We start from the raw sequence: 25,432 nt of genomic DNA, 5'->3' as shown, positions 1-25,432 counted from the left end.
GTCGCGTCCTAGCGCTGGCGCGCCTTGCGGGCGGCGTAGCGGGCGTCGCGCGCGGCCTTCTGTTCTTCCTTGGTCAGCTGCTTGCGCTCCTTGCGGGCGGCGCGCTTGGCGGCGTCGACCTCGTCCTGGGCGGCCATTTCGGCGGCCAGACGGGCGGCTTCCTTCTCAGCCTTCTGGCGACGCACTTCAGCCTTCTCCAGCTCGAACTGCTGACGCTGGGCTTCCTTCTCGGCGGCGCGCTTCTCAGCCAGCTTCTCGAACTCGGGGTCCTGGACCGCCGGCTTGGGCTTGAACTTGGCCAGCAGGGCCTTCTTGGCGTCTTGCTGGGCGGAGATACGATCGTTGAAGCCGGTTTGTTTGAGGTCTCGCATGCGTAGAGGCGGTCTTCCTTGAAACTCTGATGGGGGGCGACGCCGATCAACGGCGGCCCGGCGGGCGTGCGGATGCGCGAACGGCCCGGCGCGCTGCCAAAGCGGAATCCGGCGCAGAAATCAAGCTCTGCCGCCGTTTCCGGACCTCAAACACGCAATTTCGAGCGAAAATCGCGCGGCGAGCCCTATGCGGGCGCCGGCCTGGCCGCCTACAAGCGACGCCGTAAGGCCGATCTAGCGTTTCGGCTTGTCGACATGGCCGACCGCCGCCCCAGCCGCGCCGCCCACCGCCGCCCCAACCGGTCCGGCCACCACGGCGCCGGCGATGGCGCCGGTCGCGGCCTTTTGCTCGACCGTGTGTCCGCAGGCGGAAAGCGCCATCGCGGAGGCTCCCAGAACGAGAAGGGCGGCGGCGCGGATCGGGAAACGGGTCATCAGGCGGAGAACTCCTTGAAATGGTTGAGCTTGCAACGCCGCCAGGGGCCGAAAGTTCCCGCCTTGTCCGCGAGCGCATCAAGAAAGTAACCCATACCTCCCCAATAGCGCTTACAGCGAAACCGCCTCCGCCTCGAGATCATCACCCCGTAATCGAATACAGATTTCGCAAGATGTTCTGAAGCAATGACAAGCGGTCGTCAGGGTCGCAAAATTCACCGTCTCTATAGGCGCGACGAATTGTTGCGGCGCAACAGCAATTGCCGAATCAACCACATTGAGAACATAAACAGATGGCTTAAGGCCCGCCTTCCGGTGGTCGGCCGTTCGTCGACCTCTGGTCCGGAGCGGGTTCGCGACGCGTCTTGTCGCCCGGTTCCGTTGAGTAAAGGGGCGGCATCCTCGCCCTGCTGAACAGGACTACGCTTTTGAGTTTCTCCTCGCAGACGCGTGCGCTGATGCACGCCGCCCGCTCTGTTCGCCTGCGCCCCAAGACGGCGGCTGCGGCGTTCGGCGGCGTCGTCAGCCTTGCTGTCGGTGGAGCCTATCTGGGCGGCGTGGCCGCCCAGGCTTCGACCGTTCGCGCCCAGGCTGAACGCCTGCAGGGCGCCGGCGCCGAGGGCTATACCCAGGAAGCCATGGCCGCCGCAGCCGGCGGCCTGGACGCCAGCGCCCTGGCCATCGCCGATCGTCACGACCCCTACGCCGTCGCCGGCGCCGCCCAGCGGGACCGCCAGGCGGAACTGCTGACCGCCCGCCTCGAAGAATCCCGGAACGGCCTGCGTCGCGCCAACCTGGCCAATCCAGCCGCCAAGCCCTTCCGTCTCGGCACCGCCCTGGATCAGTCGCGCGATCTCGATTGCCTCACCAAGGCCGCCTATTATGAAGCGCGCGGCGAGGGCGTGGACGGCATGAAGGCCGTGGTCCAGGTGGTGCTGAACCGCGCCCGTCACCCCTCCTTCCCCAATACGGTCTGCGCCGTGGTCTTCCAGGGCTCGAACCGCAGCACCGGCTGCCAGTTCAGCTTCACCTGCAACGGCGCCATGCGCGGCGCCGTCAACCGCGCCGCCTGGAACCGCGCCCGCGACGTGGCCTCCAAAGCCCTGTCGGGTCAGGTCTACGCCCCGGTCGGCAACGCCACCCACTTCCACACCACCGGCGTCTCGCCCAGCTGGCGCAACAGCCTGGTCAAGGTCGGCCAGGTCGGCGACCACCTCTTCTACCGCTTCGGTGGGCGCTCAGGCTCCAGCGACGCGTTCCGCTACACGCCGCGTCCCTCGACCGCCCCTGAAACGCCGCGCCTGATGCAGGCTAGCCTGACGACCACCGAGGCCTCCAGCGGCCCCGTGCCCTATAATCAGCTCGCCGGAAACGCATCGAACACGACTGCGGTCGGCGTCGCCGGCTAACCATCTTCCGGCTAGCGGCTCTTAACGGTCCTGCGTCTTCCACTGGGTGGTCAGGTTCTGCTTCAGATTGCCGAACCGCCCCTGCTGGCCGGTGTTGACGTCGGCGTCCCCGGGCTGACCTGATTGGGCGCCCGTGGCCAGATCGCGTCGGTCCGCCATCTCGTCGATCGGCCGTGCGCCATGGTCGGCGAAGCTGCGCTGCTCCTTGGGAACCGAGGGGGTCTTGCTCATGGGCTTCTCCTTTCGTCGGAATGAAACGGCCCCCGACGGAAAGACGTTCCCGGCGCGTTTCTTGCTGAACGGATGACGATGCGCCTTCCCCCCAAGGCGCGGGAGACGGCCCTTGACGACGACGACCACCGCCACGCCCCAGCCGGCCGCCCTCGTGCGGGGCGGGGCGCTCGACGCCCTGCGCTTCCTCGCCTCCATGTTCGTGGTCCTTTTCCACTTCGGCGACGAGGCCCCGATCCCCCTGGCCGACCTGCACAGCGTCTGGGAACGCGGCTATCTGGCCACTGACTTCTTCCTGCTGTTGTCGGGCTTTGTCCTGGCGCGGGCCTATGGCGCCGGCGTCGTCTCCGGCCGGATCACGCCCGTCCGTTTCTGGCTCAAGCGCTTCGCCCGCAGCTATCCGACCCATCTGATCACCCTCGCCATTCTGGCCCTGCTGGTGCTCGAGGCGTCCATGATCGGGAAAACGCCGGTCCACGCCGAGCGCTTCGAATGGTCCGGCCTGCCCGCCCAGATCCTGCTGCTGCACGCCTTCGGCCTGGGCGGGGGCCAATGGAACATCCCGGCCTGGACCCTGTCGGCCCTGCTGATCTGCTACGCCTTCTTTCCCTGGCTGTGGCGCGCCATGCGACGCCTGCCCGGACCGCTGACGGCCCTGGCCCTGGGCCTGACGCTGATGCTCGTCGGCCAGGCCCTCAGCCTGACCTTGCTGGGGCACGCCCTGTTCGACCTGCCGTTTCAGTGGGCCATGTTCCGCGCCGTCCCCCTGTTCCTGATCGGCCTGACCCTGGCCCGCGCGGTCGAGACGGCGGACTGGTCGCCCCGCACCGCCCGCCTGATCGGTCTGGGCGGCGGCGCGGCCCTTCTGGCCAACGTCGCCGTCGCGGGGCCGGACCTGGTCAGTCTGATCGCCATCTGCGCGGCGGTGCTGGGCTGCGGCGCCTTGCCGACCGCCAAGCCGATCCCCGGCGCGGCCTGGGGCGCCAAGGTCAGCTTCAGCCTCTTCATGACCCACACTATCACCGGAATCGTCTGGTTCAGCGGCGTCCAGCCCCTGGTCGAGAGATTGCATCCGGCCGCCGCCACGGTCGCCTGGCAGGCCTGGGGCCTGTGGGGGCTGGCTTTGGTCGCCGCCGTGGTCGCCGCCGACCTCTACAACCGGCTGATCGACGCGCCCTTGCAGCGCGCCATCCGCCGCCGCTGGTTCAGCACCGGCAACCTCAGTTCGCGTCCAGACCCACGTCCAGTTGCGGAACCGAGTGCGTAAGCGCGCCGACCGAGATCACGTCGACCCCGGTCGCGGCGATGCCCGCCACTGTCGTCAGGTTCACCCCGCCTGAGGCCTCCAGCGTCACCGGACCGAAGGCGCTGCCGCGCACGCGGCGCACGGCCTCGGCCATGTCCTCCAGGCTGAAGTTGTCCAGCATGATGACGTCGGGGCGTTCGGGCAGGACCTCGTCCAGCTGATCCAGACCGTCGACCTCGACCTCGACCTTCATCAGGTGGGGCGCGAAGGCCCTGGCGCGGCGCACCGCCTCGCCCGCCCCGCCGCAGACGGCGACGTGGTTGTCCTTGATCAGGATGGCGTCATCCAGCCCGAAGCGATGGTTCAGCCCGCCGCCGCAGGCCACCGCGTGCTTCTCCAGCGCCCGCAGGCCGGGCGTGGTCTTGCGGGTGTCGGCGATGCGGGCGGTCGTTCCCGCCACCGCCTCGACATAGGTCCGGGTCAGGGTGGCGATGCCGCACATGCGGCCCAGCAGGTTCAGCGCCGTCCGTTCCGCCGCCAGCAGGGCGCGCGCATCAGCCTCGACCGCGACCAGCACGGTCCCGGCCTCGAAGGCCTCGCCGTCGGCGACCTTCACCGAAACCTTCGCCTGGGGATCCATGGCGTGGACGGCGATCCGCACCACGGCCCCGCACGCCATCACCCCCGCCTGACGGGCGGCGAAGACGGCGCTGAAGCGCGCGTCCTCGGGAATGCAGGCCTGGGCCGTCACGTCGCCGACGCGCCCCAGGTCCTCGGCCAGAGCCATCCGCACAACAGGTTCGATCAGCAGGTCCGGCAGGGTTCGGGTCATCATGCTTCACCAATCCTCCCCCGTCCCCGACGGGGGAGGGGGACCACGCGCAGCGTGGTGGAGGGGGCGGCGACATCCGCCCCGGTTGTTGCTGTTTCAACGTTCAACGCTGGAGAGGCAAGAGCGTGGATCCGCCCCCTCCACCACTGCGTGGTCCCCCTCCCCCGCCGCGCAGGGGAGGATCGCGGTGCGCCCGTCACGTCGCTTCGAGCACAGGGAGCGCCCGCCGCATCCGTGTATGTTCCGCCGTCGGCAGGCTGTCGGGATAGTCGGCGCGGAAATGCCCGCCCCGGCTCTCGCGGCGGTTCAGCGCCCCCTCGGCGATCAGCCGCGCGACAGTCAGCACCACGGCGTCGGGATGCGCCTTGGCCAGCCGGTCGATCACGGCGATCAGGGCGCTCAGCCCCTCCTCGTCGCGCACCACGCCCGCGAACCGGGTCATGGCGGCGCGCAGTTCGGCCATGGCTTCCGTCGGCAAGTCCTTCGAGGCCCGCGTCGGCTTCAGCGCGGCCTTGGCCGGCTGCACCTCCTGCGCCGCAGCCCGCCCGGCGCGCCGCCCGAAAGCGCCCGCTTCCAGCAGGGAGTTGGAGGCCAGACGATTGGCGCCGTGCACCCCCGTCGCCGCACATTCGCCGATGGCGTAGAGGCCCGGAACCGTCGTCCGCCCCTCGTCGTCGGCGACGATGCCGCCCATATGATAGTGGGCCGCCGCCGCCACCGGGATGGGGCTGACACGCGGGTCCAGCCCGGCGCGCATGCAGGCGGCGAACACCGCCGGAAACTCGTGCGGGAAGGCCTCGCCCACGGCCTGGGTCGCGTCCAGAAACGCGCCGCGTCCGTCCACGCGCGCCGCGTGCACCACCCGCGCCACGATGTCCCTCGGGGCCAGGTCGGCGTCGGCGTCTTCGCCCAGCAGATAGGCGCCGCTTCCGTCCACCAGCCGCGCGCCCTCGCCGCGCAGGGCCTCGGTCGCCAGCGGCGCCGGGTCCAGCCCGACGTCGATGGCGGTGGGGTGGAACTGCACGAACTCGGGATCGAGAATCTCTGCTCCCGCCGCATAGGCCAGAGCCAGCCCCTCGCCACGCAGGGCCGAAGGGTTGGTCGTCACTTCATAAAGCCCGCCGACGCCGCCGGTGGCCAGAACCACGGCCGGGGCGAAGACCTCGTCCACGCGCCCGCCGGATCGCTCGATCAGTGCGCCGCGCACACGGCCGTCCACATCCTGGATCAGACCGCGCAGCCGACCGTCCTCCCAGATTTCGACATGCTTGGACGCCCGCGCCGCCGCCACCACCGCCGACAGGATGGCCCGGCCCGCGCCGTCGCCGCCGACCCGCGCCACGCGCGGCAGGCTGTGCGCCGCCTCAAGGCTGACGGAGAACCCGCCCGCCTCGTCGCGGTCGAAGGGCGCGCCCAGCGCGGCCAGCCACTCCACCGTCTCGCGCCCGCGCTCGGTCAGGGCGCGCGCCGCCTCGGGCTCGACCAGACCGGCGCCCGCGCCTTCGGTGTCCTTCGCGTGCAGGACCGCGCTGTCCCTGGGCGACAGGGCCGCCGCCAGCCCGCCCTGGGCCCAGGCCGAGGAACAGGCGTTCAGCAGAGGCTCCGGCGTCACGACAAGCGCCTTGGCCGGTGCCGCCTCCAGCGCAGCCGACAGCCCCGCCAGTCCGCCGCCGATGATCAGCGGCCCGTCATGCCGGATGCGCGCCATGCCCCTAGCGGCCTCCCACGCCGATGAACCGCAAGCCCATGTCGAAGGCCGGCTCCACCGCGCCCCCGGTCAGGGGCAGCAGGGCGCCGATGGCCGCCGCCGCACAGATCGCCGCCGTCGCCAGATACAGCGCCAGACTACGCCCCGCCTCGGGCCAGCTCAGCCGTCCCCAGGCCGCGCGCCAGACGCCGCGCTTCAGATGGCTGAAAACGGCGATGCCGAGAAACGCCGCCAGAATGAACCGCCCCGTCGACAGACCCCACCAGACGGCCAGACCGCCGACGGCCAGCAGAGCGACCTGCTCCAGCCGCGGATGCACCCGCGTCAGCACCGGGCCGAGCGCTTTCGAGCCGTCCAGCGGCGGAGCCGGCAGCAGGTTCACCAGATTGATCATGGCGATGAAGAAGGCCCCCATCAGCCACTCGGGCGAACGCAGCGCCAAGCCGACGGCCACGAAAGGGATCATGGCGATGAGGCCGAAGGCCGGCCCCGCCAGCGACACCAACACCCCATGCCACTCGCTCTTCGGCTCGCGCTGCGCCTTGGCCAGCCCGCCGAGGAAGGGGATGATGTAGATGCGCGCCGGCCCCATGCCGAGGCGGTTCATCGCCAGCACGTGGCCATACTCATGCACGAACAGGCCGAACAGCACGGCCCCCGCCACGATGACGCTGCCGGTGATCCACCACAGGAAACCCGCCATCAGCAGGGTCGAAGCGATGGCCCAGGCCGGATGCTGGCCCTTGTCCTCCAGCCGCGCGGCCTTGGACGCGCGCACGGGCTCGGACGTCGCCGGTTCGGGCGGCAGATCCCAGGGACCGGGGCGGCGTGGAGTGTTGTCGATATCGCTCATGGCGTCGAACTGGGCTTGCGACGCGCGGCCCGCAACGGGCCGCATCGCCGCAGGACCTCAGATCAGCTCCACGTCGACGTGGTGCCGGGCCTTGATCAGGTCATAGCGCGCCGGAACGGCAGGCGGCGGCAGGTCGATCATCCGCTGCACGGCCAGACGCCCGCGCTCGGCCATCTCGGGCTCCACCGTAACCTCGAACTGCATGTACTTGAGGCAGTCGCGGATGTTCTCGAGCGTGATGCGCTTCATGTGCGGGCACAGGTTGCACGGGCCGATGAAGTCGACGCCGGGCACGTCGCCCTTGACGTTCGAAGCCATCGAGCACTCGGTGATCATCACCACCTGCTTCGGCTTGCGATCCACCACGTAGTCGATCATGGCCGCCGTCGAGCCGGCGAAGTCCGACGCCGCCAGCACCTCTTCCGGGCATTCCGGGTGGGCCAGGATTTCCGCGCCCGGATAGGCGGCGCGCATCTCGGCGATGTCGTCGGCGGTGAAGCGCTCATGCACCTCGCAGCGGCCCTTCCAGGCGATGATGCCGACATTCGTCTGGGCCGCGACGTTGCGCGCCAGGAACTCGTCGGGGATCAGGATGACCTTTTCGACGCCCCATTCCCTGGCCGCCCATTCCACCACCTGAACGGCGTTGGCGCTGGTGCAGCAGATGTCGGTCTCGGCCTTCACGTCGGCGGTGGTGTTCACATAGGTGACCACCGGCAGGCCGGGGTAGCGCTGCTTGATCAGGCGCACGTCCGCCCCCGTGATCGACGACGCCAGCGAGCAACCCGCGCGCAGGTCGGGGATCAGCACGGTCTTGTCCGGCGACAGTATCTTCGACGTCTCGGCCATGAAGTGCACGCCCGCCTGGACGATCACCTTGGCCTTGGACTTGGCGGCCTCCTTGGCCAGCCCCAGGCTGTCGCCGACATAGTCGCCCACGCCGTGGAAGATCTCCGGCGTCATGTAGTTGTGGGCCAGGATGACGGCGTCACGCTGCTTCTTCAGCGCGTTGATCTCGCTGATCAGCTTCGCCTGTTCCGGCCACTCCAGCGGCGTCACCAGACCCTTGACCTTCTCCCAGACCGGAGCGGTCTCTTCCGCCAGTTCCTTCGACAGACCGAAAGCGCCGTCCGCCATCGCCTCAACTCCCTTGCGGCCGTCTGCGCGGCCCCGACTTATGCTCAAAGTTAGCATAAGCAGGCGCAATGTAGGCCCTTCCGCACACGGCGCAAGGGAAATCGGCTCAGTCCTCCAGCGTGAACAGGGCGTCCAGCGGCACGTCCAGCGCGCGCGCCAGCGTCAGGGCGACCAGGACCGAAGGGGTGAAGACGCCGTTCTCGACCGTATTCACCGTCTTCCTCGACAGCTTCGCCCGGTCGGCCAGTTCCTGCTGCGTCAGCCCCGCCGCTGTCCGCACCGCCTTCAGGTGGATGACCAGACGCGGCTCAGCCACCGCTGGCCCGCCGGTCCAGCTGCCAGTAGCGCAGCGCCGACGCCGAGGCCGTGGCGAACATCAGGCCCGGCAGAGCCGCCACCGCCGCCTCGGGCCGCCACAGTCCCAGAGCAAAAACGCCCAGCAGCCCGACCATGGCCACGGCCAGCGCCATGTTCAGCGCGCTGCGGCGGAAGGACAGGGTCAGTTCGTCCTCCAGCAACCGCTTCATCTTCTTGTCGCCCGGATTATCGAGGCCCGCGACCATCAGCAGCAGAACCATCGGAATCATCGGCGACAGGGCAGCCATGCTCCAGTCCGCTTGGTCGCCCTGCCCGTTTGCGATGTTCCAGACCCCGAGCGTTCCCCGATAGACCAGATAGAGCGACGTGATCGGCATCAGGGCCATCGACACGGCCCGCTGCTTCTGGATCATGTCGCGATAGCCGCCCTTGGCGTTTTCGACGCGGATGGTGTCGCCGTTGGGCATATGGCGGCCGCCCCAGGCGAAGCTGGAAGCCACGACGCTGATCCCGACGACCGCCAGCATCACGGCCAGCGGCTCGCAGGCTGGCCAGCCTGTATTCCATAGAAAAACAGCACAAGGCAGGGCGGCCACGCCCAGCCCGCCCAGGCCGGCCGCCATCCACAGACGTCGAGCCCTATGCCGCTCGTTCGCCTTGGCCTTTTCCAATTCGTCGCTCACCCGCCCCTCCCGTGACACCTATGGGTTACACGTATCACCTACAGGTTACATTGCAAGAGCGCCGGTTCAGAGCTTCTCCGCGCCAAGCCGCGCGGTCCACAGGGCGGCGCGCTTCTTCAGGTCGTCCTTGCGGGCCATATCGGACAGGTCAGTCGCCAGGCGGTCCAGTTGCTCGAAGCGGAAGCTGTCGGCGCCGTGGGCGGTCCATTCGGCCTGCAGCGACCGATACGGGCTGCTGCCCAGCTTCAGCGCGAACCACAGACCGTTCTGCTGGGTGTCGATGTGACGACTCTGCCCCACCCAGGCGCGGCCGGTGGCGGAACAGATGACGGCGAACACCCCGGCGACGGTTTCGCGGTCCTTGTAGTCGGCGATGAGCGCCTTGCGATCTGTGGACGTCATGGACGCCTCCTTCTGTTTTACCCGGATTAAATAGATGAACATATTACCCGGGTAAATATGCGGCGCGCAAACAATCCGCCAAGCGTCCGCCGCAAGACCCTTCCCCCGCGTGCGAGTTCTGGCCTAGATCAGAGGTCGTTTGATCCTCCCGACCGCGCTGTTTCGAGTTTTTTGTGCAAGACACCGTTCGCCGCATCCTGACCGCCCGCGTCTATGACGTGGCCGAGGAAACACCTCTGGATCCGCTGAAGCGGCTGTCGGGGCGGCTGGACCGCCCGGCCCTGCTGAAGCGCGAAGACCTGCAGCCGGTCTTCTCGTTCAAGATTCGCGGCGCCTACAACCGCATCGCCGCCCTGAGCGAGGCCGAGCTGGCGCGCGGCGTCATCTGCGCCTCGGCGGGCAATCACGCCCAGGGTGTGGCCCTGGCGGCGGCGAGGCGCGGTGCCGCCTCCACCATCGTCATGCCGACCACCACGCCGGGCATCAAGGTGGCGGCGGTCAAGGCCCTGGGCGGGACCGTGGTCCTGCACGGCGACAGCTTCGACGACGCCTACGCCCACGCGCGCAAGCTGGAACAGGAGACGGGCGCGACCTTCGTCCACCCCTTCGACGACCCCGACGTGATCGCGGGCCAGGGCACAGTCGGGCTGGAGATCCTGCGCCAGCACCCCGATCCCATCGACGCCGTCTTCATCCCCATCGGCGGCGGGGGTCTGGCGGCGGGGGTCGCGGCCATCGTCCGCTTCCTGCGCCCCGAGACGAAGATCATCGGCGTCGAGCCCGCCGACGCCCCGACGATGAAGAGCGCCCTGGCCGCCGGCAAGGTCGTCACCCTCGATCAGGTCGGCCTGTTCGCCGACGGAGTGGCCGTACGCCGGGCGGGCGACGAGACCTTCCGCCTGTGCCGCGACCTGCTGGACGACATCGTCCTGGTCGACACCGACGCCATCTGCGCGGCGATCAAGGACATCTTCGACGACGTCCGCGCCGTGGCCGAGCCCTCGGGCGCCGTGGCCCTGGCGGGGCTCAAGGTCTGGGCCGCGCGCCATCCCGGAACCGGCGCCCTGGTCGCGATCAACTCGGGCGCCAACGTCAACTTCGACCGCCTGCGTCACGTGGCTGAACGGGCCGAGATCGGCGAAGGCGCCGAGGCCCTGCTGGCCGTGGCCATGCCCGACCGCCGCGACGACTATCACCGCTTCCTGCAGAGCCTCGACGGCCGCTCGGTGACCGAGTTCAACTATCGCTGGTCCGGCGACGGCACGGCCCAGATCTTTGTCGGCGTCTCGCTCAAGAACGGCGCCGAGGAGCGGCATACCCTGATCGAACGCCTGCGCGCCGACGGCTACGCGGTCGAGGACATGAGCGACAACGAGACGGCCAAGCTGCACGTTCGCTACATGGTCGGGGGCCGCACCATCGGCCTGCCGCACGAACGGTTGCTGCGTTTCGAGTTCCCCGAGCGCCCCGGCGCCTTCCTGCGCTTCCTCAACAGCCTCCAGCCCGCCTGGGCCCTGACCCTGTTCCACTATCGCAACCACGGCGACGACGTGGGCCGGGTTCTGGCCGGGATCAGCGTCGCCCCGGATCAGGTCGCCGCCCTCTGGACCGCGCTGGACGCCCTCGGCTACCCCTATGTCGACGAGACCGACAATCCGGCCTGCCGCCTCTTCCTCGACGGCGCGGCCTGAGGGGGACGACATGACCTTGAACCGCCGCGCCGTTCTGGCCGCTCCGCTCGGCTTGGCCGCCTGCGCCTCCCTGCCCGCCGCCGCGCCCGCCGATCAGACCGTCTGGACCTTCGACCGCCTGTCGGCCATCGGCGGCGAGGTCACCCATGTCGAGGGCGCGCCGCAGATCGTCGCCAGCCCCTTTGGCCCGGCGGTCCGGTTCGACGGCGTGGACGACGCCCTGTTCATCGACAGGCATCCGCTGGCGGGCGCCGCGACCTTCACCTTCGAAGCCGTCTTCCGCCCCGACGGCGGCCCCTTCGAGCAGCGCTGGTTCCACCTGCAGTCGGATGAGGCGCCGGGCGGTCCCGGCACCCGCATCATGTTCGAGATCCGCGTGGTCGAGGGCGGCTGGTATCTGGACGCCTTCACCAAGGGCGAGGGCTACAACAAGCCCCTGATCGACGAGACGAAACTGCACCCCCTCGGCCAGTGGGCCCACGTCGCCCAGACCTTCGACGGGACCACCTACCGCTCCTTCGTCAACGGCGTGCTGCAGACCGGGGCCGAGATCGCCTTCAAGCCGCAAGGCCCCGGCCGGTCCTCGGTCGGCACGCGCATCAACCGCGTCAACTACTTCAACGGCGCCGTGCGCGAAGCCCGCTTCACCCCCCGCGCTCTGACGCCCGACCAGTTCACCTCGCCGCTCAGATAAGGCGGGGCGCCGCGCCCTCGTGCGCCAGCAGCCAGCGCTTGCGCTCCAGCCCGCCCGCATAGCCGGTCAGGGTTCCGTTGGCGCCGACGACGCGGTGGCAGGGCACGATGACGCCCACGGGATTGGCCCCGTTGGCCAGACCCACGGCGCGCACGGCGCTGGGCTTGCCGATGGCCGAGGCGAGTTGGCCGTAGCTCCAGGTCTCGCCCGCCGGAATGGTGCGCAGGGCCGCCCAGACCGAACGCTGGAAGTCGGTGCCGCCGGTCTTGACCGCGATCCCGTCCAGGGCCGTGGCGTCGCCGCCAAAGTAGGCCGCCACCGCCGCCCGCACCGCCTCGGGCGCCCGGCCTTCGCTCAGCACGACCTCGCCATAGTGGCCGGCCAGCAGCTTCAACATCCGCGCCTCATAATCCGCGAAGTCGAAGGCCCGCACCGCGCCCTCGGCGTCGGTCACCAGCAGGACCTCGCCCACCGGCGAGGCGATGCGGTCGAGGGTGAAGGCTTCAGGCTGCGTCTTTTTCATCGTCCATCTCCATCAATGCGGCGCCGTCGATCCCCGCTTCCCGCAGATGCAGCGCGCCATAGGCCCGCCAGGGCCGCCATTGCTCGGCCCGTCTTGCGAGCCGCTCGTCTTCCAATCGGTCGCTGGCCATGTCCGCCCCCGCATTGATCCAGTCGCCGGGCAGGCGCAGGCCAGGCCGCGCCTTCACCAAAGGCGCCAGGACAGCGTCCGCCGACAGGTCGCGCTGGATCGCCTCGGGGTCCGCCGACAGGTCGAACACCCGCCGCACCCGCGCCAGCACGCCCGGCAGGGCCTTCAGGTCCGAGGCCGCCACTGTCACCGCCAGCCGGTTTCCGCTCTCGAAGCGGGCCGAGACCTCGCCGGTTGCGCCGTCCACATCGGGCGTTAACTCGCGCCGCCAGACCCCGCCCTCAACCGTGTCGCCGCGCGCAGCCAGCGCCGCCAGCATGGCCTCGACCGCATAGGGCGGACGATAGGGCAGGCTCAGCCTCACTCCGCCGTCAGCGGACCTCTCCGCCCGTCGTCGCAGGGCCGAGGGCGGGCGGCCATACAGCCCCTGAAACGTCTCGTTGAAACGCCGCACGCTGCCGAAACCCGAAGCCAGCGCCACCTCGGCCATGCCCAGATCGGTCTGATGGATCAGGGCCTTGGCCAGCAGCACCCGCCGCGTCTGGGCCACGCTGACCGGGGCCGCGCCCAGATGCTGGCGGAACAGGCGGCGCAGATGCCGCTCGCCCACCCCCAGCCGCACCGCCAGAGCATCCACATCGCCTTCATCCAGCGCCCCCGCCTCGATCAGGCCCAGGGCCCGGCTGACGGTGTTGGACGTCCCGCGCCACGCCCCCATGTCGGGCGCCGTCTCGGGCCGGCAGCGCAGGCAGGCGCGGAACCCCGCCTCCTCCGCCGCCGCCGCCGAGGCGACGAAGCGCATGTTCTCGCGCCTGGGGGTCCGCGCCGGACAGACCGGGCGGCAATAGATCCCCGTCGTCTTCACGCAGGTGAAGAAGCGCCCGTCAAAGCGCGGGTCGCGCGTCAGGACCGCCCGGTAGCAGGCCTCCTGATCCAGACTGTCCCGGGCGTCTTCCATGCCCGCAACATGCTCTCGCCGCGCCAGCCTGTCTCGCGGTTTTCGGACATGACGGCGCCGCGACGGATCACTCCCGCGCCGTCGCGATCCGCCACAGGGCCTTCAGGATGTCGACCGCCAGGCACAGCATGATGATCGCCAGCACCCAGCTCAGCACCGTGCCCAGGGTCAGGGCCGTCTCGGCCAGGCCGCGCTGGGCCTCGGGAATGGCGTGGATGGCGTCGAAGTCCATGTGGATGGGCGAGGTTCCCATGACCCGCGCCGTCTGCTCGCCCTGGGTCAGGGTGGCCCAGTGCCCGGCCTGGAACAGACGCCAGCCGATCCACAGTCCCGCCGCGGCCACCGGGATCTTCAACAAAGCCTGCAGCCGCCGGGCCTCCGGTCGCCACAAAGTGACGCCGTCCACCGCCATGCCCGCCACGGCCCAGGCCAGGATCAGCCCGAACAGCAGCGACCAGATCGGCGCCGCCGTCACGCTGACGTCGCCGCCGCGCAGGGCGAAGTCGCCGACGCCGGTGAAGCGGATCACGCCGATCCACCACAGGATGAAGACGGCGCTGGCGATGAAGGACCACAGGGCCTCGGCGGCGCGTGGCGTCTCGGCCCGCACGCCCCAGACCTTGGCGCCCTGGGGCATCCATTCGGCCTTGGCCTTGTCGCTTCCAGCCATCGACGCGCCCCATTTCGCCGGATCGGCCAGACCAAAGGCCGACAGGTCGCGCACCCGCCATTTGGTCAGCCAGGTCGGCTTGATGTCGTAGTGCTCCATGATCGCTCCCGCGAGCGTCAGCGCGCCCAGCAAGGTCAGCGCCCCGGAGAAGAAGCCGTGGAAGGCCTGGCCGCTCGCCTGGCCGAAATCAGCCGGATCGCCCAGCACATGGACCAGCAGCCCCAGCACCTGCACCGCCGCGATCACGATCAGCCCCGCCTTGGCCCCGAACAGCCAGTAGGGGAACAGCTCGGGCCCAATGAGACTGTCCGGCCCCTTGCGATAGCGGGCGGCGACGACCAGGGGGTGGCCGATCTCATGCAGGATCGCCTCCTTCTCCTCGTCGCTCAGGGCGCGGTCCAGCTCCTCCTCGCGCGCCTCGATGCGGCTCAGGATCAGATCGCGCAGCTCGGCGACGATGTCCTCGCGCTCCTCGACCGGCAACTGGGCCGCCACGGCCTCCAGATAGCGTTCGATCACGTCCATTGTGGTCTCCCTCCCCCGAAAATTCACAGCATGCGATCCAGCGAGGCGTTGATGCCGCGCCATTCCTCGGTCAGGGCGGCCAGCAGGACCTCGCCCTGGGGCGACAGGACGTAGAAGCGCTTTTTCCGCTTCTCTTCCTCGCGCCATTCGCTGGTCAGCAGCCCCTGCCCCTCCAGCCGCCGCAGCAGCGGATAGAGGGTGGATTCCTCCATCTCCAGCCCGTCCGCCGCCAGGGCCTGACGCAGGGTGTAGCCGTAGCGTTCGGTCCGCAGGCAGGCGAGCACCGCCAGCACCAGCGACCCGCGCCGCAGCTCCAGCCGCATCGCCTCGAACAGAGCCCTGTCCACGCGCCCTCTCCTCACTCGCCGCCATATAGTGTGCGACATACAGTGTATGCGACATACTGTACGAGGCCGTCAAGAACCCTCGCCATGTCATTGTGTCAGGACCACTTAGCGCCGGCTCAAAACCACTTAAGACCGGCGCAGATTGAGAGCGGCTCTCAACAATCGCCCAGAAAGCTAGGCGCCCGATGGTTTAGTGAGGCCAACGCTCGGTGAGAAACTTGGCTTCCCCATTCTCAAAACGAACCTCGGCGGAGGGTTCGCCGGGTTGTCCGTGTGCGAACAGTTCGAAGATGACGACGCCGTCTTTCTGAACGCTCTCGATGATGCGCGCGGGACGGCTTCGCCCCAGAGCGCTCGCGGTCAGGGCGCGCACCGGTTCGGGCATGTCGTCGAAGGCCAGGTCGCGCTGGATCTCGACGATGTCGAAGTCGCCGTCGATCTGCTGGACGTCCAGCTCGATCTCGGCGCCGTCGGGCCGCTGGCCGGCCACGTCGAAATAGATGCGGTCTTCGCGTTCCTTCCGCTCAGCGCCGGTGATGGTCAGGCCGGGCGCCGCCGCCAGCACACGGGCGGTCAGGGCCGGCGGCAGCTCCGCCGGCTTCAGGGGCGTGATGATCGTGTGCGGCCCCTGCGGCAGGGCGACCTGAATAATGGCGGCAAGGACAGGCAGGGCGATCATCGTCTGGCTCCTAGGCGGCGCTGTAGCTGGTCTTGATCTGTGTATAGAACTCGACGGCGGCGAAGCCCTGTTCGCGGGGGCCGTAGCTGGACTTCTTCGTGCCGCCGAAGGGGACGTGATAGTCGACGCCGGCCGTGGCCAGGTTGACCATGGTCATGCCGGCCCTGGCGTTCCTCTGGAAGTCGCGGGCGTGTTTCAGCGACTGGGTGACGATGCCCGCCGACAGGCCGAACTCGACGCCGTTGGCGACCGCCAGGGCCTCTTCATAGCTGGCCACGCGGATGGTCGAGGCGACGGGTCCGAAGACCTCCTCGGTGTTGATGCGGGCGTCCGGCAGGGTGTCGGCGATCAGGGTCGGCTGGACGTACCAGCCGGGCTTGTCGAGCGTCAGCCGCTCGCCGCCGGTGACGATCCGGCCGCCGCCGTCACGGGCGATGTCGATGTAGTTATACGACACGTCGCGCTGGGCCTCGGTCACCGCCGGACCCATCTGGGTCGTGGGGTCGAGCGCGTCGCCGACGCGAAGCGCCGCCACCTTCTCGGCCAGCAGGGCGACGAAGCGGTCGTGGATGCCGTCCTGCACGATCAGGCGGCTCGACGCCGTGCAGCGCTGGCCGGTGGCGAAGAAGCTGCCGTCCAGGGCGATGGCCACCGCCCGCTCCAGGTCGGCGTCGTCCAGCACGATCAGCGGGTTCTTGCCGCCCATCTCCAGTTGCACGCGGGCCTGACGCTTCATCGCGCCCTCGGCCACGCCCGCGCCGACGCCCTGCGAGCCGGTGAAGCTGATCCCGTCCACGCCGGGATGGGCGACGATGGCGCGGCCCACGTCGCCGTCGCCGATGACCATGTTGACCACGCCCCTGGGCAGGCCCGCCTCATGCAGGATGGCGATCAGGGCCTCGGCTGTGGCCGGCGTCGGGCCGGCGGGCTTGATGACCACGGTGTTGCCGAAGGCGATGGCGGGGGCGATCTTCCACGCCGGAATGGCGATGGGGAAGTTCCACGGCGTGATCAGGCCGAAGACCCCGACCGGCTGGCGATAGGTCTGGATCTCCACCCCCGGCCGCGTCGAGGCCAGGTTCTGGCCGTGGACGCGCAGGGCCTCGCCGGCGAAATACTTGAGAATGCGGGCGGCGCGCATGGTCTCGCCCATGCCCTCCGGCAGGGTCTTGCCCTCCTCGCGCGACAGCAGGCGGCCGATCTGCGGCGCGCGCTCCATCAACAGGGACCCGGCCCGATCCAGCACGTCGAAGCGCGCCTCCGGCGACGCGTCGGCCCAGCCGGGGAAGGCGGCGCGCGCCGCCTGCACCGCCTGATCCACCTCGGCCGCCCCGCCCTTGGGCGTGCGGGCCACGACCTCGCGCACGTCCGACGGGTTCAGGCTCTCGCCCGACAAGTCCCCGTCCACCTTCTCGCCGCCGATCCAGTGCGAAAGCTCAAGCGTGTCCGTCATGGGAAGGTCCTCTGGCCTGGTCTTGGAACGCTATTGTCTAGCGATGCGGCCGCTGAATGCGAACCCTCAAGAGGGCATGGATCAAGAGCGTTTGCGCATCGATTCTGTCCGGCGAGATCAAGCCAAATCCGGCATCGGTCGATAGCTCCTTTGGCTTAGACCGGCATGATTGCTCTCGATACGGTCCTGCTCAGACGCGAAATTGCAGAGCGCCGTTGGGGCCGCTCGTCCGCGAGAAAACAGGGAATTCCATGTCCAGAATGACCCCGGCGGAGATGGCCGCCACGATCGGCGGCGGCCTGCTCTCCTTCCCGGTGACCCATTTCGACGCCCAGGGTCAGTTTGTCGAAGCCGCCTACCGCGAGCACTGCGACTGGATGCTTCAGAATGACCTTGCGGGTCTCTTCGCCGCGGGCGGGACGGGTGAATTCTTCTCGCTGAAGCCGGATGAGGTTGAAGCCGTCGTCAAGGCTGCGGTCGCCGAAACCCGGGGCCGGACGCCGGTCGTCGCCGGCGCCGGTCATGGGACCGCCGCCGCCGTCGCCATGGCCCAATCGGCCGAGGCCGCCGGCGCCGACGGCGTGTTGCTGCTGCCGCCCTATCTGATGTTCCCGGGACAGGAAGGCCTGGCCGCCCACGTCGAGGCGGTCTGCAAGTCGACCAAGCTGGGCGTCATCGTCTACAACCGCGACAACGCCATCCTGAACGCCGACACTCTTGAGAAGCTGTGCGAGCGCAATCCGAACCTGGTCGGTTTCAAGGACGGCGTCGGCGACATCGAACTGATGATGCAGGTCTATGCCCGGATGGGCGATCGCCTGACCTATATCGGCGGTCTGCCGACGGCCGAGACCTTCGCCCCGGCCTATCTGGAGATGGGCGTGACGACCTATTCGTCAGCCATCTTCAACTTCGTGCCGGACTTTGCGCTGAACTTCTACAAGGCGGTGCGCGCGCGCGATCACGACACCATCATGGCGGGCCTGCGCGACTTCGTGCTGCCCTACATCGCCCTGCGCAACAAGGGCAAGGGCTACGCCGTGTCGATCGTCAAGGCGGGCATGACGGCCATCGGCCGCACCGCCGGTCCGGTGCGCACGCCGCTGGTTGACCTCAAGGATAGCGAGTTCGCCGAGCTGCAGGCCCTGATTGCGCGTGTCCAACCTGCCGCTGCAAAGCGGGCGGCGAACGGCTAGGCCATGACCTGTTCCCATCGGATCGAAGCGCCTAGGCTGACCGATCCGATGGAGGGCGGACATGTTTGAACTGAGCCAATTGCGCTGCTTCGTGGCTGTGGCCGAGGAGCTTCACTTCGGTCGCGCGGCCACGCGCCTCAACATGACCCAGCCGCCGTTGAGCCGTCAGGTGCAACTGCTGGAACGCATTCTCGGCGTGGTCTTGCTGGACCGCACCAGCCGGTCTGTCCGATTGACGCCCGCCGGCCGCGCCTTTCTGATCGAGGCGCGGCGCATCCTGCGGCTTGCCGAGTCCGCCTCCCTGGCGACGCGGCGGATCGCCAGCGGCGAGGCGGGCCGGGTAGCCATCGGCTTCACCGCCGCCTCCGGCTACAGCTTTTTGCCCAAGCTGGTCGAACTGGCGCGCGAACGCCTGCCCAGCGTCGATCTGGCGCTGCGGGAAATGGTGACGGGCGAGCAGATCGAGGCCTTGCTGACCGGGCGCATCGACCTGGGTCTGATCCGTCCGCCCCTGAACCGGCCGGAGTTCGACAAGCTGCGGGTCATGACCGAGCCTTTGGTGGCGGCCCTGCCGTCCGGCGACCCGCGGCTCGACAAGGCCGTGGTGTCGTTAGGTGATTTCGACGCCCTGCCGATGATCATGTATGCGCCCGAGGGCGCCGGCTATTTCCACGGCATGCTCAGCGGCCTGTTCGATGCGGCCGGGGTTTCGCCGCAGCAGGTCCAGCACATGAGCCAGATCCACTCGATCCTGGCTTTGGTGCACGCGCGCATCGGCGCGGCCATCGTCCCGGAGGCGGCGATGCGCCTGCATTTCGACGGGGTCGAATTCCGTCCGCTGGACATCTCCCCGGCGCGCCCGGTCGAACTGTTCGTGGCCTGGCGGCGCGACAACGACAATCCCAGTCTGAAGCCTCTGCTTGATCTGTTCAGAGCCCAGGTCGAGGACGAAACGCCATGAGAGAGGCCGCATGACCCTGGACCCGAGCCGTCGCGCTGTTTGCACCATGGGCGCTGGCCTGGCCCTTTCCGCCATGGCCGGCGGCGGGGTCCATGCCGAAGCGGCGCGCCCGGTGGCCGACACCCGCCATGGCAGGGTGCGCGGCTATGTCGATCGGGACATCAAGGTCTTCAAGGGCGTGCGCTACGGCGCCGACACCAGCAATCGTCGCTTTCGACCGGCGGAGAAGCCTGCGGCGTGGCGAGGCGTGGCCGACGCCACGGCCTATGGCCATGCTTCGCCGCAGAAGAGCAATGAGCCGAACCAGAGCGAAGACTGCCTGTTCCTGAACGTCTGGACACCGGCGCTGGCCGACGGCGGGGCCCGGCCGGTCATGGTCTATGTCCACGGCGGGGCGCACGCCAACGGTTCGGGCTCCAGCCCCCTGTATGACGGCGCAGCCCTGTGCCGACGCGGGGACGTGGTGGTGGTGACGCTTAATCACCGGCTGAACGTCTTTGGCTACAGCGGTCTGGGACAGCTGCTGGGCGGTGAGTTCGCGGCCTCGGGCAGCGTCGGCAATCTGGATCTGATCCTGGCGCTGGAATGGGTCAGGGACAACATCGCCGGCTTTGGCGGTGATCCCGCGAACGTCATGGTCTTCGGTCAGTCAGGCGGCGGGGCCAAGCTGGTGACCCTGATGGCCATGCCGCGCGCGGCGGGCCTCTATCACCGTGTCATCACCATGAGCGGCCAGCACGTCACCGCCATGGGGCCGCAGCACGCGGAACTGCGGATGCGGCGTTTCCTCGATCATCTGGGGCTGACGGCGGATCGCGCGGCGGAGCTGGCGACCCTGCCGGCCGGACGGCTGGTCGAGGCGCTTCAGATGGCCGACCCGCTGGAGAAGGGCGGGATCTATTTCCACTCGGTGATGGATCACCATAGCTTGCCGAGACACCCGTTCGTGCCCGATGCGCCGCGCGAGAGCGGCCACATCCCCATGATCATCGGCAATACCCACGATGAGTTCGGCGGCGGGGCGGCGGGAGGTCCCGGGGCGCCGGAAATCACCTGGGACAACATCGCGCCGCGCCTCGCGCCGGAGTTCGTGCTGGACCTCAACGCCCGGTACGTCGTCGACTGGTACCGCGCCCGTTTCCCGCAGATGACGCCCCGGGAGGTGTTCGTCGCCGCCGCGACGTGCGGCCGTTCCCGCCCCGGACACCTGATCCAGGCGGAGGAACGCGCCAAACTGAACGGTCCGACCTGGATGTATCAGCTGGACTTCGCCTCTCCGGTCGAGCCATGGCGCGGCGCCTATCATGGCTTCGACATCGGCCTGGCGTTCGACAACTGCGACAAGACCGAAGCCAAGGCGGGGGCGGGGCCGGATGCGAAGCGGGCGGCCGAGGCCATGAGCGAAACCTTCATCGCCTTCGCCAGGACCGGGGATCCCAACAACGCCGCCATCCCGCGCTGGGATCGCTACACCCTGCCGGAACGGGCGACGATGATCTTTGACGTGAACAGCCGCGCCGAGAACGACCCGCGCGCCGACGAGCGCCGCCTGTTCCAGACCGCGCCCTTCCTCAAGCAGGGCACCTAGTCGCAGGCGTCCAGCGGGATGGCCTCGGCCATGGCCTGATAACCGGCGTCCGACGGGTGCAGCCAGTCGCCGCTGTGGAAGGTCGCCTGCAGGCGAGAAGGCGCGACGGGATCGCGAAGCGCGGCGTCGAAGTCGACCACGCCGTCGGCTTCGGTCTGGGCGCGCAGCCAGGCGTTGACGGCCTGCCGCACCGCCTCGCCTTCCGGCGTGAAATAGTTGGCGCCTTCGAACGGCGGCACCGTCGCCAGCACGGCCTTGAGCCCCGCCGCATGGGCGCGGCGGATGACCTGACGATAGCCGGCGATCAGATCCGCGGCGCTTACCGCCTGATGGGCGTACTGGGGCCGCGAAGGGCGGCCGATGTCGTTGACGCCTTCCAGCAGGATCAGGCAGCGCGCGCCCGCAGGGACCAGGGCGTCGGCGTCCAGACGCTCCAGACCTGACGGACCCGAGCCCTGATGCAGCAGGCGGTTTCCGCCGATGCCGGCGTTGATGACCGCCCACGGACGACCGGCTTCCACCAGACGCGCGGCCAGCCGTTCAGGCCAGCCGCCGGGGCCGTCCGGCAAGGCGCCGGTGCCCTCGGTGATCGAATCGCCGAAGGCCACGATGACGCCGGGCGGCGCGGCGCTTTCCACCTCGATCCCGGCCAGCAAGACGCCGAGACGCATGGGCGCGCTCTCGACGCCGTCCGCGCTCCGCATTGTCTGGCGCCAGCGATGGGTGGGAAGGCGGGTGGCACGAGGCAGGGCGATGCTGACCTTCACCTCATCCAGAGCCGCGACCGGCAGATCGACCGCATCCGACACCAGCGGCGCGCCGGCCGGCATGATTGATGAACGCTCGCCGTTGAAACGCACCTCGCGCGTCATGTCCCCGAGGTGAACGGTCACCGCGCCCAGGGTGATCGGCTCGGCGCCATAGGCGTTCGACAGCCGCAAGCGGAGGCGCTGGCCCGACGCCGTCACCGTCACGACATGACTCAGGGTCACGCCTTCGACGACGTCTGGACCCAGCGGACCGCGCACGTCCCGGGGATTGGGCGCTGACGCCGGCCCTGCCGGTCCCGCCGCGGACGACGGCGCAAAGGCGTAGGCGGCCACCCAACGTTCCTGTGCGGCGACGGCCGGGCCGGCCGCCATCAGCGACAGGCCCAGCGCGCCGGCGAGCGCGCGTCGCCCTAGCGTCGCCAAGGGAACTTCAGGGTCGGCGCATTGACGTATCGGTCCATGGTCAGGACCAGCCGCGCGCCCGCGCCCGGCGCCAGGGTCAGGCTGAAGTCGGCGGCGTTCACCGCCCGGCGGCTTTCGCCGATCTGGACGTCGCGGATGCGATGCTCGCCATAGCCGCCGCCCTGGATGATGACGGTGCGGGGCTGCGTCTGGCTGAGGTTGATCAGGGTGACGCCGGTTTCGGTCGCCGTCATCCGGTCGATCAGGGCGGCGGTGTCCGGCGGCAGACCCGCGCGGCGGGCGTCGGCGTCGAAGTAGCGCAGCCGGGCGAACAGGGGCGATCCGCCCGCATTGGCGCTGCTCGGCGCCCATGAGGGCCGGGCGATGTGCAGGGCGCCCATGGTCTGATGCATCAGGGCGGTGACGCTGCACGGATTGACGTCCAGCACCCCGTCGGCCAGCCGCGTGTCCGGCGTGGTCGTATCCTCGCGCTGAGCCTTGGCGCGTTCGGCCACCTTGCCCAGGTCGGCGCGCAGGGCAGTCTCGACCCAGTCGGGATTGCGGCCCTCCAGATAGGCGATCCAGGGGTGGTCAGGGGCCCGGCGGCGGTCGCTGTCCTTCATCGACAGCCACCAGATGTCGAGCGAGTTGTTCAGATGCAGACCGTCGCGCCAGCCATACCAGCCGTCGTCGCCGTACATGGTCGGCGTCTGCACCTTGCCGTCGACGGTGCGCTTCTGGGCGTTGATGCGGTCGGCCTGGGCGCGCCAGGTCTGCAGATACTTGTCGTCGCCGGTCAGCAGATAGGCGTTGAAGAAGCCCATGGCCGTGCGCGGCACGCGGTTGCGGTCCTCACGCTTGCCGGTGACGGGGTTCACGGGGCTGAAGCCCCAGCCGTAGGCCCCGCCCCACCACTTGCCGTCGGCCGCCGATCCGATCACCCCGTCCAGCCCGACGTTGGACGGCAGGATGTCGTCGTTCGCCTTGGCCCGCTCGGCCCAGGCGTCGATATAGCCCAGCAGCCAGTCGCGATACTTCGGCTCCTGTTCCAGCATGAAGGCGTTCAGGGCCAGGGTGGTCGAGAACATGTTCAGCGGGTGGTCGCCGACGACGTCGGTGTATTCCTCGTAGTGCTGAAGCGTCTGTTCGTAGGTCTCTTCGCCGTGCTCCATGAAGAAGTGCGTCGGATCGAAGGGATCGCCGGCCCAGTCCAGGGCCGTCGCCTTGCGCAGCATCGGCCCCTTGGAGCCGTTCATCAGACTACGGATGATCCGGTGCTGCGGGTCATAGTTCGGCGCGGTCGGGTCCTCGCCCATGTAGAGGCCGGCGAAGCGGCGGGCGCGATCGCGGAAGCGGGGATTGTCAGGGTCCGACAGGCCCTGGACGTTGAACAGCGTCATCTCTTCGGCGTGATGCTGCCAGTCCAGCTGGACGTTGAACTCCTTGAAGAACATGCCTTCGCGGGCGATTTCGACCTCGGTGGTCCTGGCCTCGGTGAACTGGCGCAGGTGGCCTTCCCAGGCCTGGGTGTACATGGCCTTGATGCGGTCGGGGGCGCCGATGGCGTGCAGCAGGGGCCAGCCGTTGACGTTCTCGATGGCGTCGTCAGGGCCGTCATTGGCGCCCCAGCGCTCGAAGCAGAGGAAGTAACCGCGCTCGTCGAAATAACGGGCGTAGAATGCCTCGCACGCCTCGGTGTTGGCCCGGATCAGCTCGCGTTGCAGCAGGGCCCAGGTCGGCGCGGGCATGGGAGTGACGACCTGGATCGAGGCGGCGTGGGCGGCGTCGGGCTTGAACGCGGTTCCAAGGGCGACCAGGGAGGCGCCGCCGAGGATCTGCCTGCGATCCAGCCGCATCAGGCCTTGGCCTCGGTCGAGTTCAGGGTCAGACGCTCGATCTTGCCGGTGATCAGGAAGTAGGCGGCGATGACCAGAAGGCAGTGGATGCCGACGAACCACAGAGCCCCGTCGAACGAGCCTGTCGCCGCCACGATGTAGCCGATGACGATGGGGGTCACGATGCCGGCCGAGTTGCCGAAGGTGTTGAAGATGCCGCCGGTCACGCCGACGAACTCACGCGGCGAGGTGTCGGACACCACGGCCCAGCCCAGAGAGGCGATCCCCTTGCCGAAGAAGGCCACGGCCATGACGACCACGATCAGGGCCGAGTTGTCGATATAGGCGCAGGCGATGATCAGGGCCGACAGCAGCATGCCGATCAGTAGCGGCGTCTTGCGGGCGATGGTCAGCGAACCGGTCTTCTTCAGCAGGGCGTCTGAGATGATCCCGCCCAGAACGCCGCCGGCGAAGCCGCACAGGGCCGGGGCGGCCGCGGCGAAGCCGGCCTCGAGAATGTTCAGGCCGCGCTCCTTGACCAGATAGATCGGGAACCAGGTCACGAAGAAGTAGGTCAGGACATTGATGCCGTACTGGCCGATGAAGACGCCCATCAGCATGCGGCTGCCCAGCACCTGTTTGACGTTGGCCCAGGTGAAGGCGGCCGACTTGGTGACGGTCCGGTCCTCCATGCGGGTCAGGCCGCCGCCGGCTTCGATGTAGTCCAGCTCCGCCTTGTTGACGCCGGGGTGATCGACCGGGCTGCGCACCATCTTCCAGAAGACGAAGGCGGCGATCAGGCCCAGGCCGCCCATGACGAAGAAGACCGAGTGCCAGTCGAAGGTGTGCACCAGCCAGCCCATGAAGGGGGCGAAGACGACCAGAGAGAAGTACTGCGCCGAGTTGAAGATGGCCGAGGCCGTGCCGCGCTCGGAGCCCGGGAACCAGGCGGCGACCAGCCGCGCATTGCCAGGGAAGGAGGGGCTTTCGGCCAGACCCACCATGAAGCGCATGGCGAACAGGCCGGCGAAGATCGCGCCGCCCGTCAGGAAGCCCGAAAAGCCCTGGACCAGGGTGAAGAAGGACCAGGCGGCGATGGCGATGGTGTAGATCAGCTTGGTGCCGAAACGGTCCAGCAGGGCGCCGCCCGGGATCTGTCCGATCACATAGGCCCAGGCGAAGGCCGACATGATGTAGCCCATCTGGATGGGGTTGAGCCCCAGGTCCCTGGACGCCGCGTCGCCTGCGATCGAGAAGGTCGCCCGATCGGCGTAGTTGATCGTGGTCAGCAGAAAGATCAGCAACAGGATGCCGTATCGCATACGCGTGCGGCGCTGGGTCGCAGGGGCGGCGGACGCAATTGTCCCGTCGATCATCTGTGCGTTT

At 68.8% G+C, this 25,432-nt stretch carries 26 protein-coding genes; 7 read left to right on the top strand and 19 right to left on the bottom strand.

The window, feature by feature from the left end; genetic code table 11:
- Nucleotides 1-8 precede the first annotated feature (8 nt).
- Together ACFYLW_RS01500 and ACFYLW_RS01495 are read right to left on the bottom strand one after the other, a co-directional pair.
- Nucleotides 9-371: a DUF6481 family protein gene (locus tag ACFYLW_RS01500; RefSeq protein WP_292083632.1), complete on the bottom strand. Its 363-nt coding sequence runs from the start codon at nt 369-371 to the stop codon at nt 9-11.
- Between the two features lie 234 nt (nt 372-605).
- Nucleotides 606-806: a hypothetical protein gene (locus ACFYLW_RS01495; RefSeq protein ID WP_390182554.1), complete on the bottom strand. Its 201-nt coding sequence runs from the start codon at nt 804-806 to the stop codon at nt 606-608.
- A 428-nt stretch (nt 807-1,234) separates the two neighbouring features.
- Here ACFYLW_RS01495 and ACFYLW_RS01490 point away from each other — a divergent pair, with 428 nt between their 5' ends.
- On the top strand, nt 1,235-2,215 hold the full coding sequence (locus ACFYLW_RS01490; RefSeq protein ID WP_292083634.1) for a cell wall hydrolase: 981 nt from the start codon (nt 1,235-1,237) through the stop codon (nt 2,213-2,215).
- Nucleotides 2,216-2,236: 21 nt separating this feature from the next.
- On the opposite strand, the gene ACFYLW_RS01485 is transcribed toward ACFYLW_RS01490, so the two are convergent.
- The gene (locus ACFYLW_RS01485) at nt 2,237-2,446 is read right to left on the bottom strand and encodes a hypothetical protein (RefSeq protein WP_292083635.1); all 210 of its coding nucleotides are present in this window, start codon (nt 2,444-2,446) and stop codon (nt 2,237-2,239) included.
- 112 nt (nt 2,447-2,558) lie between these two features.
- On the opposite strand from ACFYLW_RS01485, the gene ACFYLW_RS01480 reads away from it, so the two are divergent.
- Nucleotides 2,559-3,713, top strand: coding sequence for an acyltransferase (locus tag ACFYLW_RS01480; RefSeq protein WP_313103424.1), 1,155 nt, complete (start codon nt 2,559-2,561; stop codon nt 3,711-3,713).
- Here the strand turns inward: ACFYLW_RS01480 and nadC are convergent.
- From nadC to ACFYLW_RS01445, 7 genes are all read right to left on the bottom strand, one after another.
- Nucleotides 3,667-4,527: a carboxylating nicotinate-nucleotide diphosphorylase gene (gene nadC / locus ACFYLW_RS01475; protein WP_390182553.1), complete on the bottom strand. Its 861-nt coding sequence runs from the start codon at nt 4,525-4,527 to the stop codon at nt 3,667-3,669. The two genes, ACFYLW_RS01480 and nadC, sit on opposite strands and share 47 nt — an antisense overlap.
- Before the next feature lie 193 nt (nt 4,528-4,720).
- Nucleotides 4,721-6,232: an L-aspartate oxidase gene (locus ACFYLW_RS01470; RefSeq protein ID WP_390182552.1), complete on the bottom strand. Its 1,512-nt coding sequence runs from the start codon at nt 6,230-6,232 to the stop codon at nt 4,721-4,723.
- Nucleotides 6,233-6,236: 4 nt separating this feature from the next.
- Nucleotides 6,237-7,130, bottom strand: coding sequence for a metalloprotease (locus ACFYLW_RS01465; RefSeq protein ID WP_390182551.1), 894 nt, complete (start codon nt 7,128-7,130; stop codon nt 6,237-6,239).
- 12 nt (nt 7,131-7,142) lie between these two features.
- Nucleotides 7,143-8,222 carry a quinolinate synthase NadA gene (gene nadA, locus ACFYLW_RS01460; RefSeq protein WP_292083639.1) on the bottom strand — a complete coding sequence of 360 codons (1,080 nt, stop codon included), beginning with the start codon at nt 8,220-8,222 and terminating at the stop codon, nt 7,143-7,145.
- Nucleotides 8,223-8,328: 106 nt separating this feature from the next.
- Nucleotides 8,329-8,538 carry a helix-turn-helix transcriptional regulator gene (locus ACFYLW_RS01455; protein WP_292083640.1) on the bottom strand — a complete coding sequence of 70 codons (210 nt, stop codon included), beginning with the start codon at nt 8,536-8,538 and terminating at the stop codon, nt 8,329-8,331.
- Nucleotides 8,531-9,223: a hypothetical protein gene (locus ACFYLW_RS01450; protein WP_292083642.1), complete on the bottom strand. Its 693-nt coding sequence runs from the start codon at nt 9,221-9,223 to the stop codon at nt 8,531-8,533. Before ACFYLW_RS01450 ends, ACFYLW_RS01455 begins: the two co-directional genes overlap by 8 nt.
- A 66-nt stretch (nt 9,224-9,289) precedes the next feature.
- Nucleotides 9,290-9,625 (bottom strand): GIY-YIG nuclease family protein, encoded by a 336-nt coding sequence (locus ACFYLW_RS01445; RefSeq protein ID WP_292083643.1) that lies wholly within the window; start codon nt 9,623-9,625, stop codon nt 9,290-9,292.
- 173 nt (nt 9,626-9,798) lie between these two features.
- On the opposite strand from ACFYLW_RS01445, the gene ilvA reads away from it, so the two are divergent.
- Nucleotides 9,799-11,316, top strand: coding sequence for a threonine ammonia-lyase, biosynthetic (gene ilvA, locus ACFYLW_RS01440; protein ID WP_292083645.1), 1,518 nt, complete (start codon nt 9,799-9,801; stop codon nt 11,314-11,316).
- A 10-nt stretch (nt 11,317-11,326) separates the two neighbouring features.
- Nucleotides 11,327-12,010, top strand: coding sequence for a LamG domain-containing protein (locus ACFYLW_RS01435; protein WP_292083647.1), 684 nt, complete (start codon nt 11,327-11,329; stop codon nt 12,008-12,010).
- Here the strand turns inward: ACFYLW_RS01435 and ACFYLW_RS01430 are convergent.
- The 6 genes from ACFYLW_RS01430 to ACFYLW_RS01405 all read right to left on the bottom strand — a co-directional run bounded on the left by ACFYLW_RS01430 (nt 12,003) and on the right by ACFYLW_RS01405 (nt 17,294).
- The gene (locus ACFYLW_RS01430; protein ID WP_390182550.1) at nt 12,003-12,533 is read right to left on the bottom strand and encodes a methylated-DNA--[protein]-cysteine S-methyltransferase; all 531 of its coding nucleotides are present in this window, start codon (nt 12,531-12,533) and stop codon (nt 12,003-12,005) included. The two genes, ACFYLW_RS01435 and ACFYLW_RS01430, sit on opposite strands and share 8 nt — an antisense overlap.
- Nucleotides 12,514-13,620: a bifunctional transcriptional activator/DNA repair enzyme AdaA gene (locus ACFYLW_RS01425; protein WP_390182549.1), complete on the bottom strand. Its 1,107-nt coding sequence runs from the start codon at nt 13,618-13,620 to the stop codon at nt 12,514-12,516. Before ACFYLW_RS01425 ends, ACFYLW_RS01430 begins: the two co-directional genes overlap by 20 nt.
- A 67-nt stretch (nt 13,621-13,687) precedes the next feature.
- Nucleotides 13,688-14,815 (bottom strand): hypothetical protein, encoded by a 1,128-nt coding sequence (locus ACFYLW_RS01420; RefSeq protein ID WP_390182548.1) that lies wholly within the window; start codon nt 14,813-14,815, stop codon nt 13,688-13,690.
- A 23-nt stretch (nt 14,816-14,838) separates the two neighbouring features.
- Nucleotides 14,839-15,201 carry a PadR family transcriptional regulator gene (locus ACFYLW_RS01415; RefSeq protein WP_390182547.1) on the bottom strand — a complete coding sequence of 121 codons (363 nt, stop codon included), beginning with the start codon at nt 15,199-15,201 and terminating at the stop codon, nt 14,839-14,841.
- A 151-nt stretch (nt 15,202-15,352) separates the two neighbouring features.
- Complete coding sequence (locus ACFYLW_RS01410; RefSeq protein ID WP_390182546.1) at nt 15,353-15,841, bottom strand: hypothetical protein; 489 nt, start codon at nt 15,839-15,841, stop codon at nt 15,353-15,355.
- A 10-nt stretch (nt 15,842-15,851) separates the two neighbouring features.
- Complete coding sequence (locus ACFYLW_RS01405) at nt 15,852-17,294, bottom strand: aldehyde dehydrogenase family protein (RefSeq protein ID WP_390182545.1); 1,443 nt, start codon at nt 17,292-17,294, stop codon at nt 15,852-15,854.
- 251 nt (nt 17,295-17,545) lie between these two features.
- Here ACFYLW_RS01405 and kdgD point away from each other — a divergent pair, with 251 nt between their 5' ends.
- From kdgD to ACFYLW_RS01390, 3 genes are all read left to right on the top strand, one after another.
- On the top strand, nt 17,546-18,490 hold the full coding sequence (gene kdgD / locus ACFYLW_RS01400; RefSeq protein WP_313103000.1) for a 5-dehydro-4-deoxyglucarate dehydratase: 945 nt from the start codon (nt 17,546-17,548) through the stop codon (nt 18,488-18,490).
- A gap of 61 nt (nt 18,491-18,551) precedes the next feature.
- Nucleotides 18,552-19,451 (top strand): LysR substrate-binding domain-containing protein, encoded by a 900-nt coding sequence (locus ACFYLW_RS01395; protein WP_313102999.1) that lies wholly within the window; start codon nt 18,552-18,554, stop codon nt 19,449-19,451.
- A gap of 10 nt (nt 19,452-19,461) precedes the next feature.
- Entirely contained in the window at nt 19,462-21,039 is a 1,578-nt protein-coding gene (locus tag ACFYLW_RS01390) for a carboxylesterase/lipase family protein (RefSeq protein WP_390182544.1), read from the top strand.
- On the opposite strand, the gene ACFYLW_RS01385 is transcribed toward ACFYLW_RS01390, so the two are convergent.
- From ACFYLW_RS01385 to ACFYLW_RS01375, 3 genes are read right to left on the bottom strand one after another with little or no spacing between them, the layout of a single operon-like run.
- Nucleotides 21,036-22,232 (bottom strand): SGNH/GDSL hydrolase family protein, encoded by a 1,197-nt coding sequence (locus tag ACFYLW_RS01385; RefSeq protein ID WP_390182542.1) that lies wholly within the window; start codon nt 22,230-22,232, stop codon nt 21,036-21,038. The genes ACFYLW_RS01390 and ACFYLW_RS01385 overlap by 4 nt on opposite strands.
- Nucleotides 22,220-24,067: a hypothetical protein gene (locus ACFYLW_RS01380; protein ID WP_390182540.1), complete on the bottom strand. Its 1,848-nt coding sequence runs from the start codon at nt 24,065-24,067 to the stop codon at nt 22,220-22,222. Before ACFYLW_RS01380 ends, ACFYLW_RS01385 begins: the two co-directional genes overlap by 13 nt.
- A complete protein-coding gene (locus ACFYLW_RS01375; protein ID WP_390182539.1) occupies nt 24,067-25,422 on the bottom strand; it encodes an MFS transporter in 1,356 nt (451 codons plus the stop codon). Before ACFYLW_RS01375 ends, ACFYLW_RS01380 begins: the two co-directional genes overlap by 1 nt.
- Between the last annotated feature and the right edge of the window lie 10 nt (nt 25,423-25,432).

This window comes from Brevundimonas sp. NPDC007368 (assembly GCF_042869015.1).
Lineage (GTDB): Bacteria > Pseudomonadota > Alphaproteobacteria > Caulobacterales > Caulobacteraceae > Brevundimonas.
This window is presented reverse-complemented; position numbering and strand designations above follow the sequence as displayed.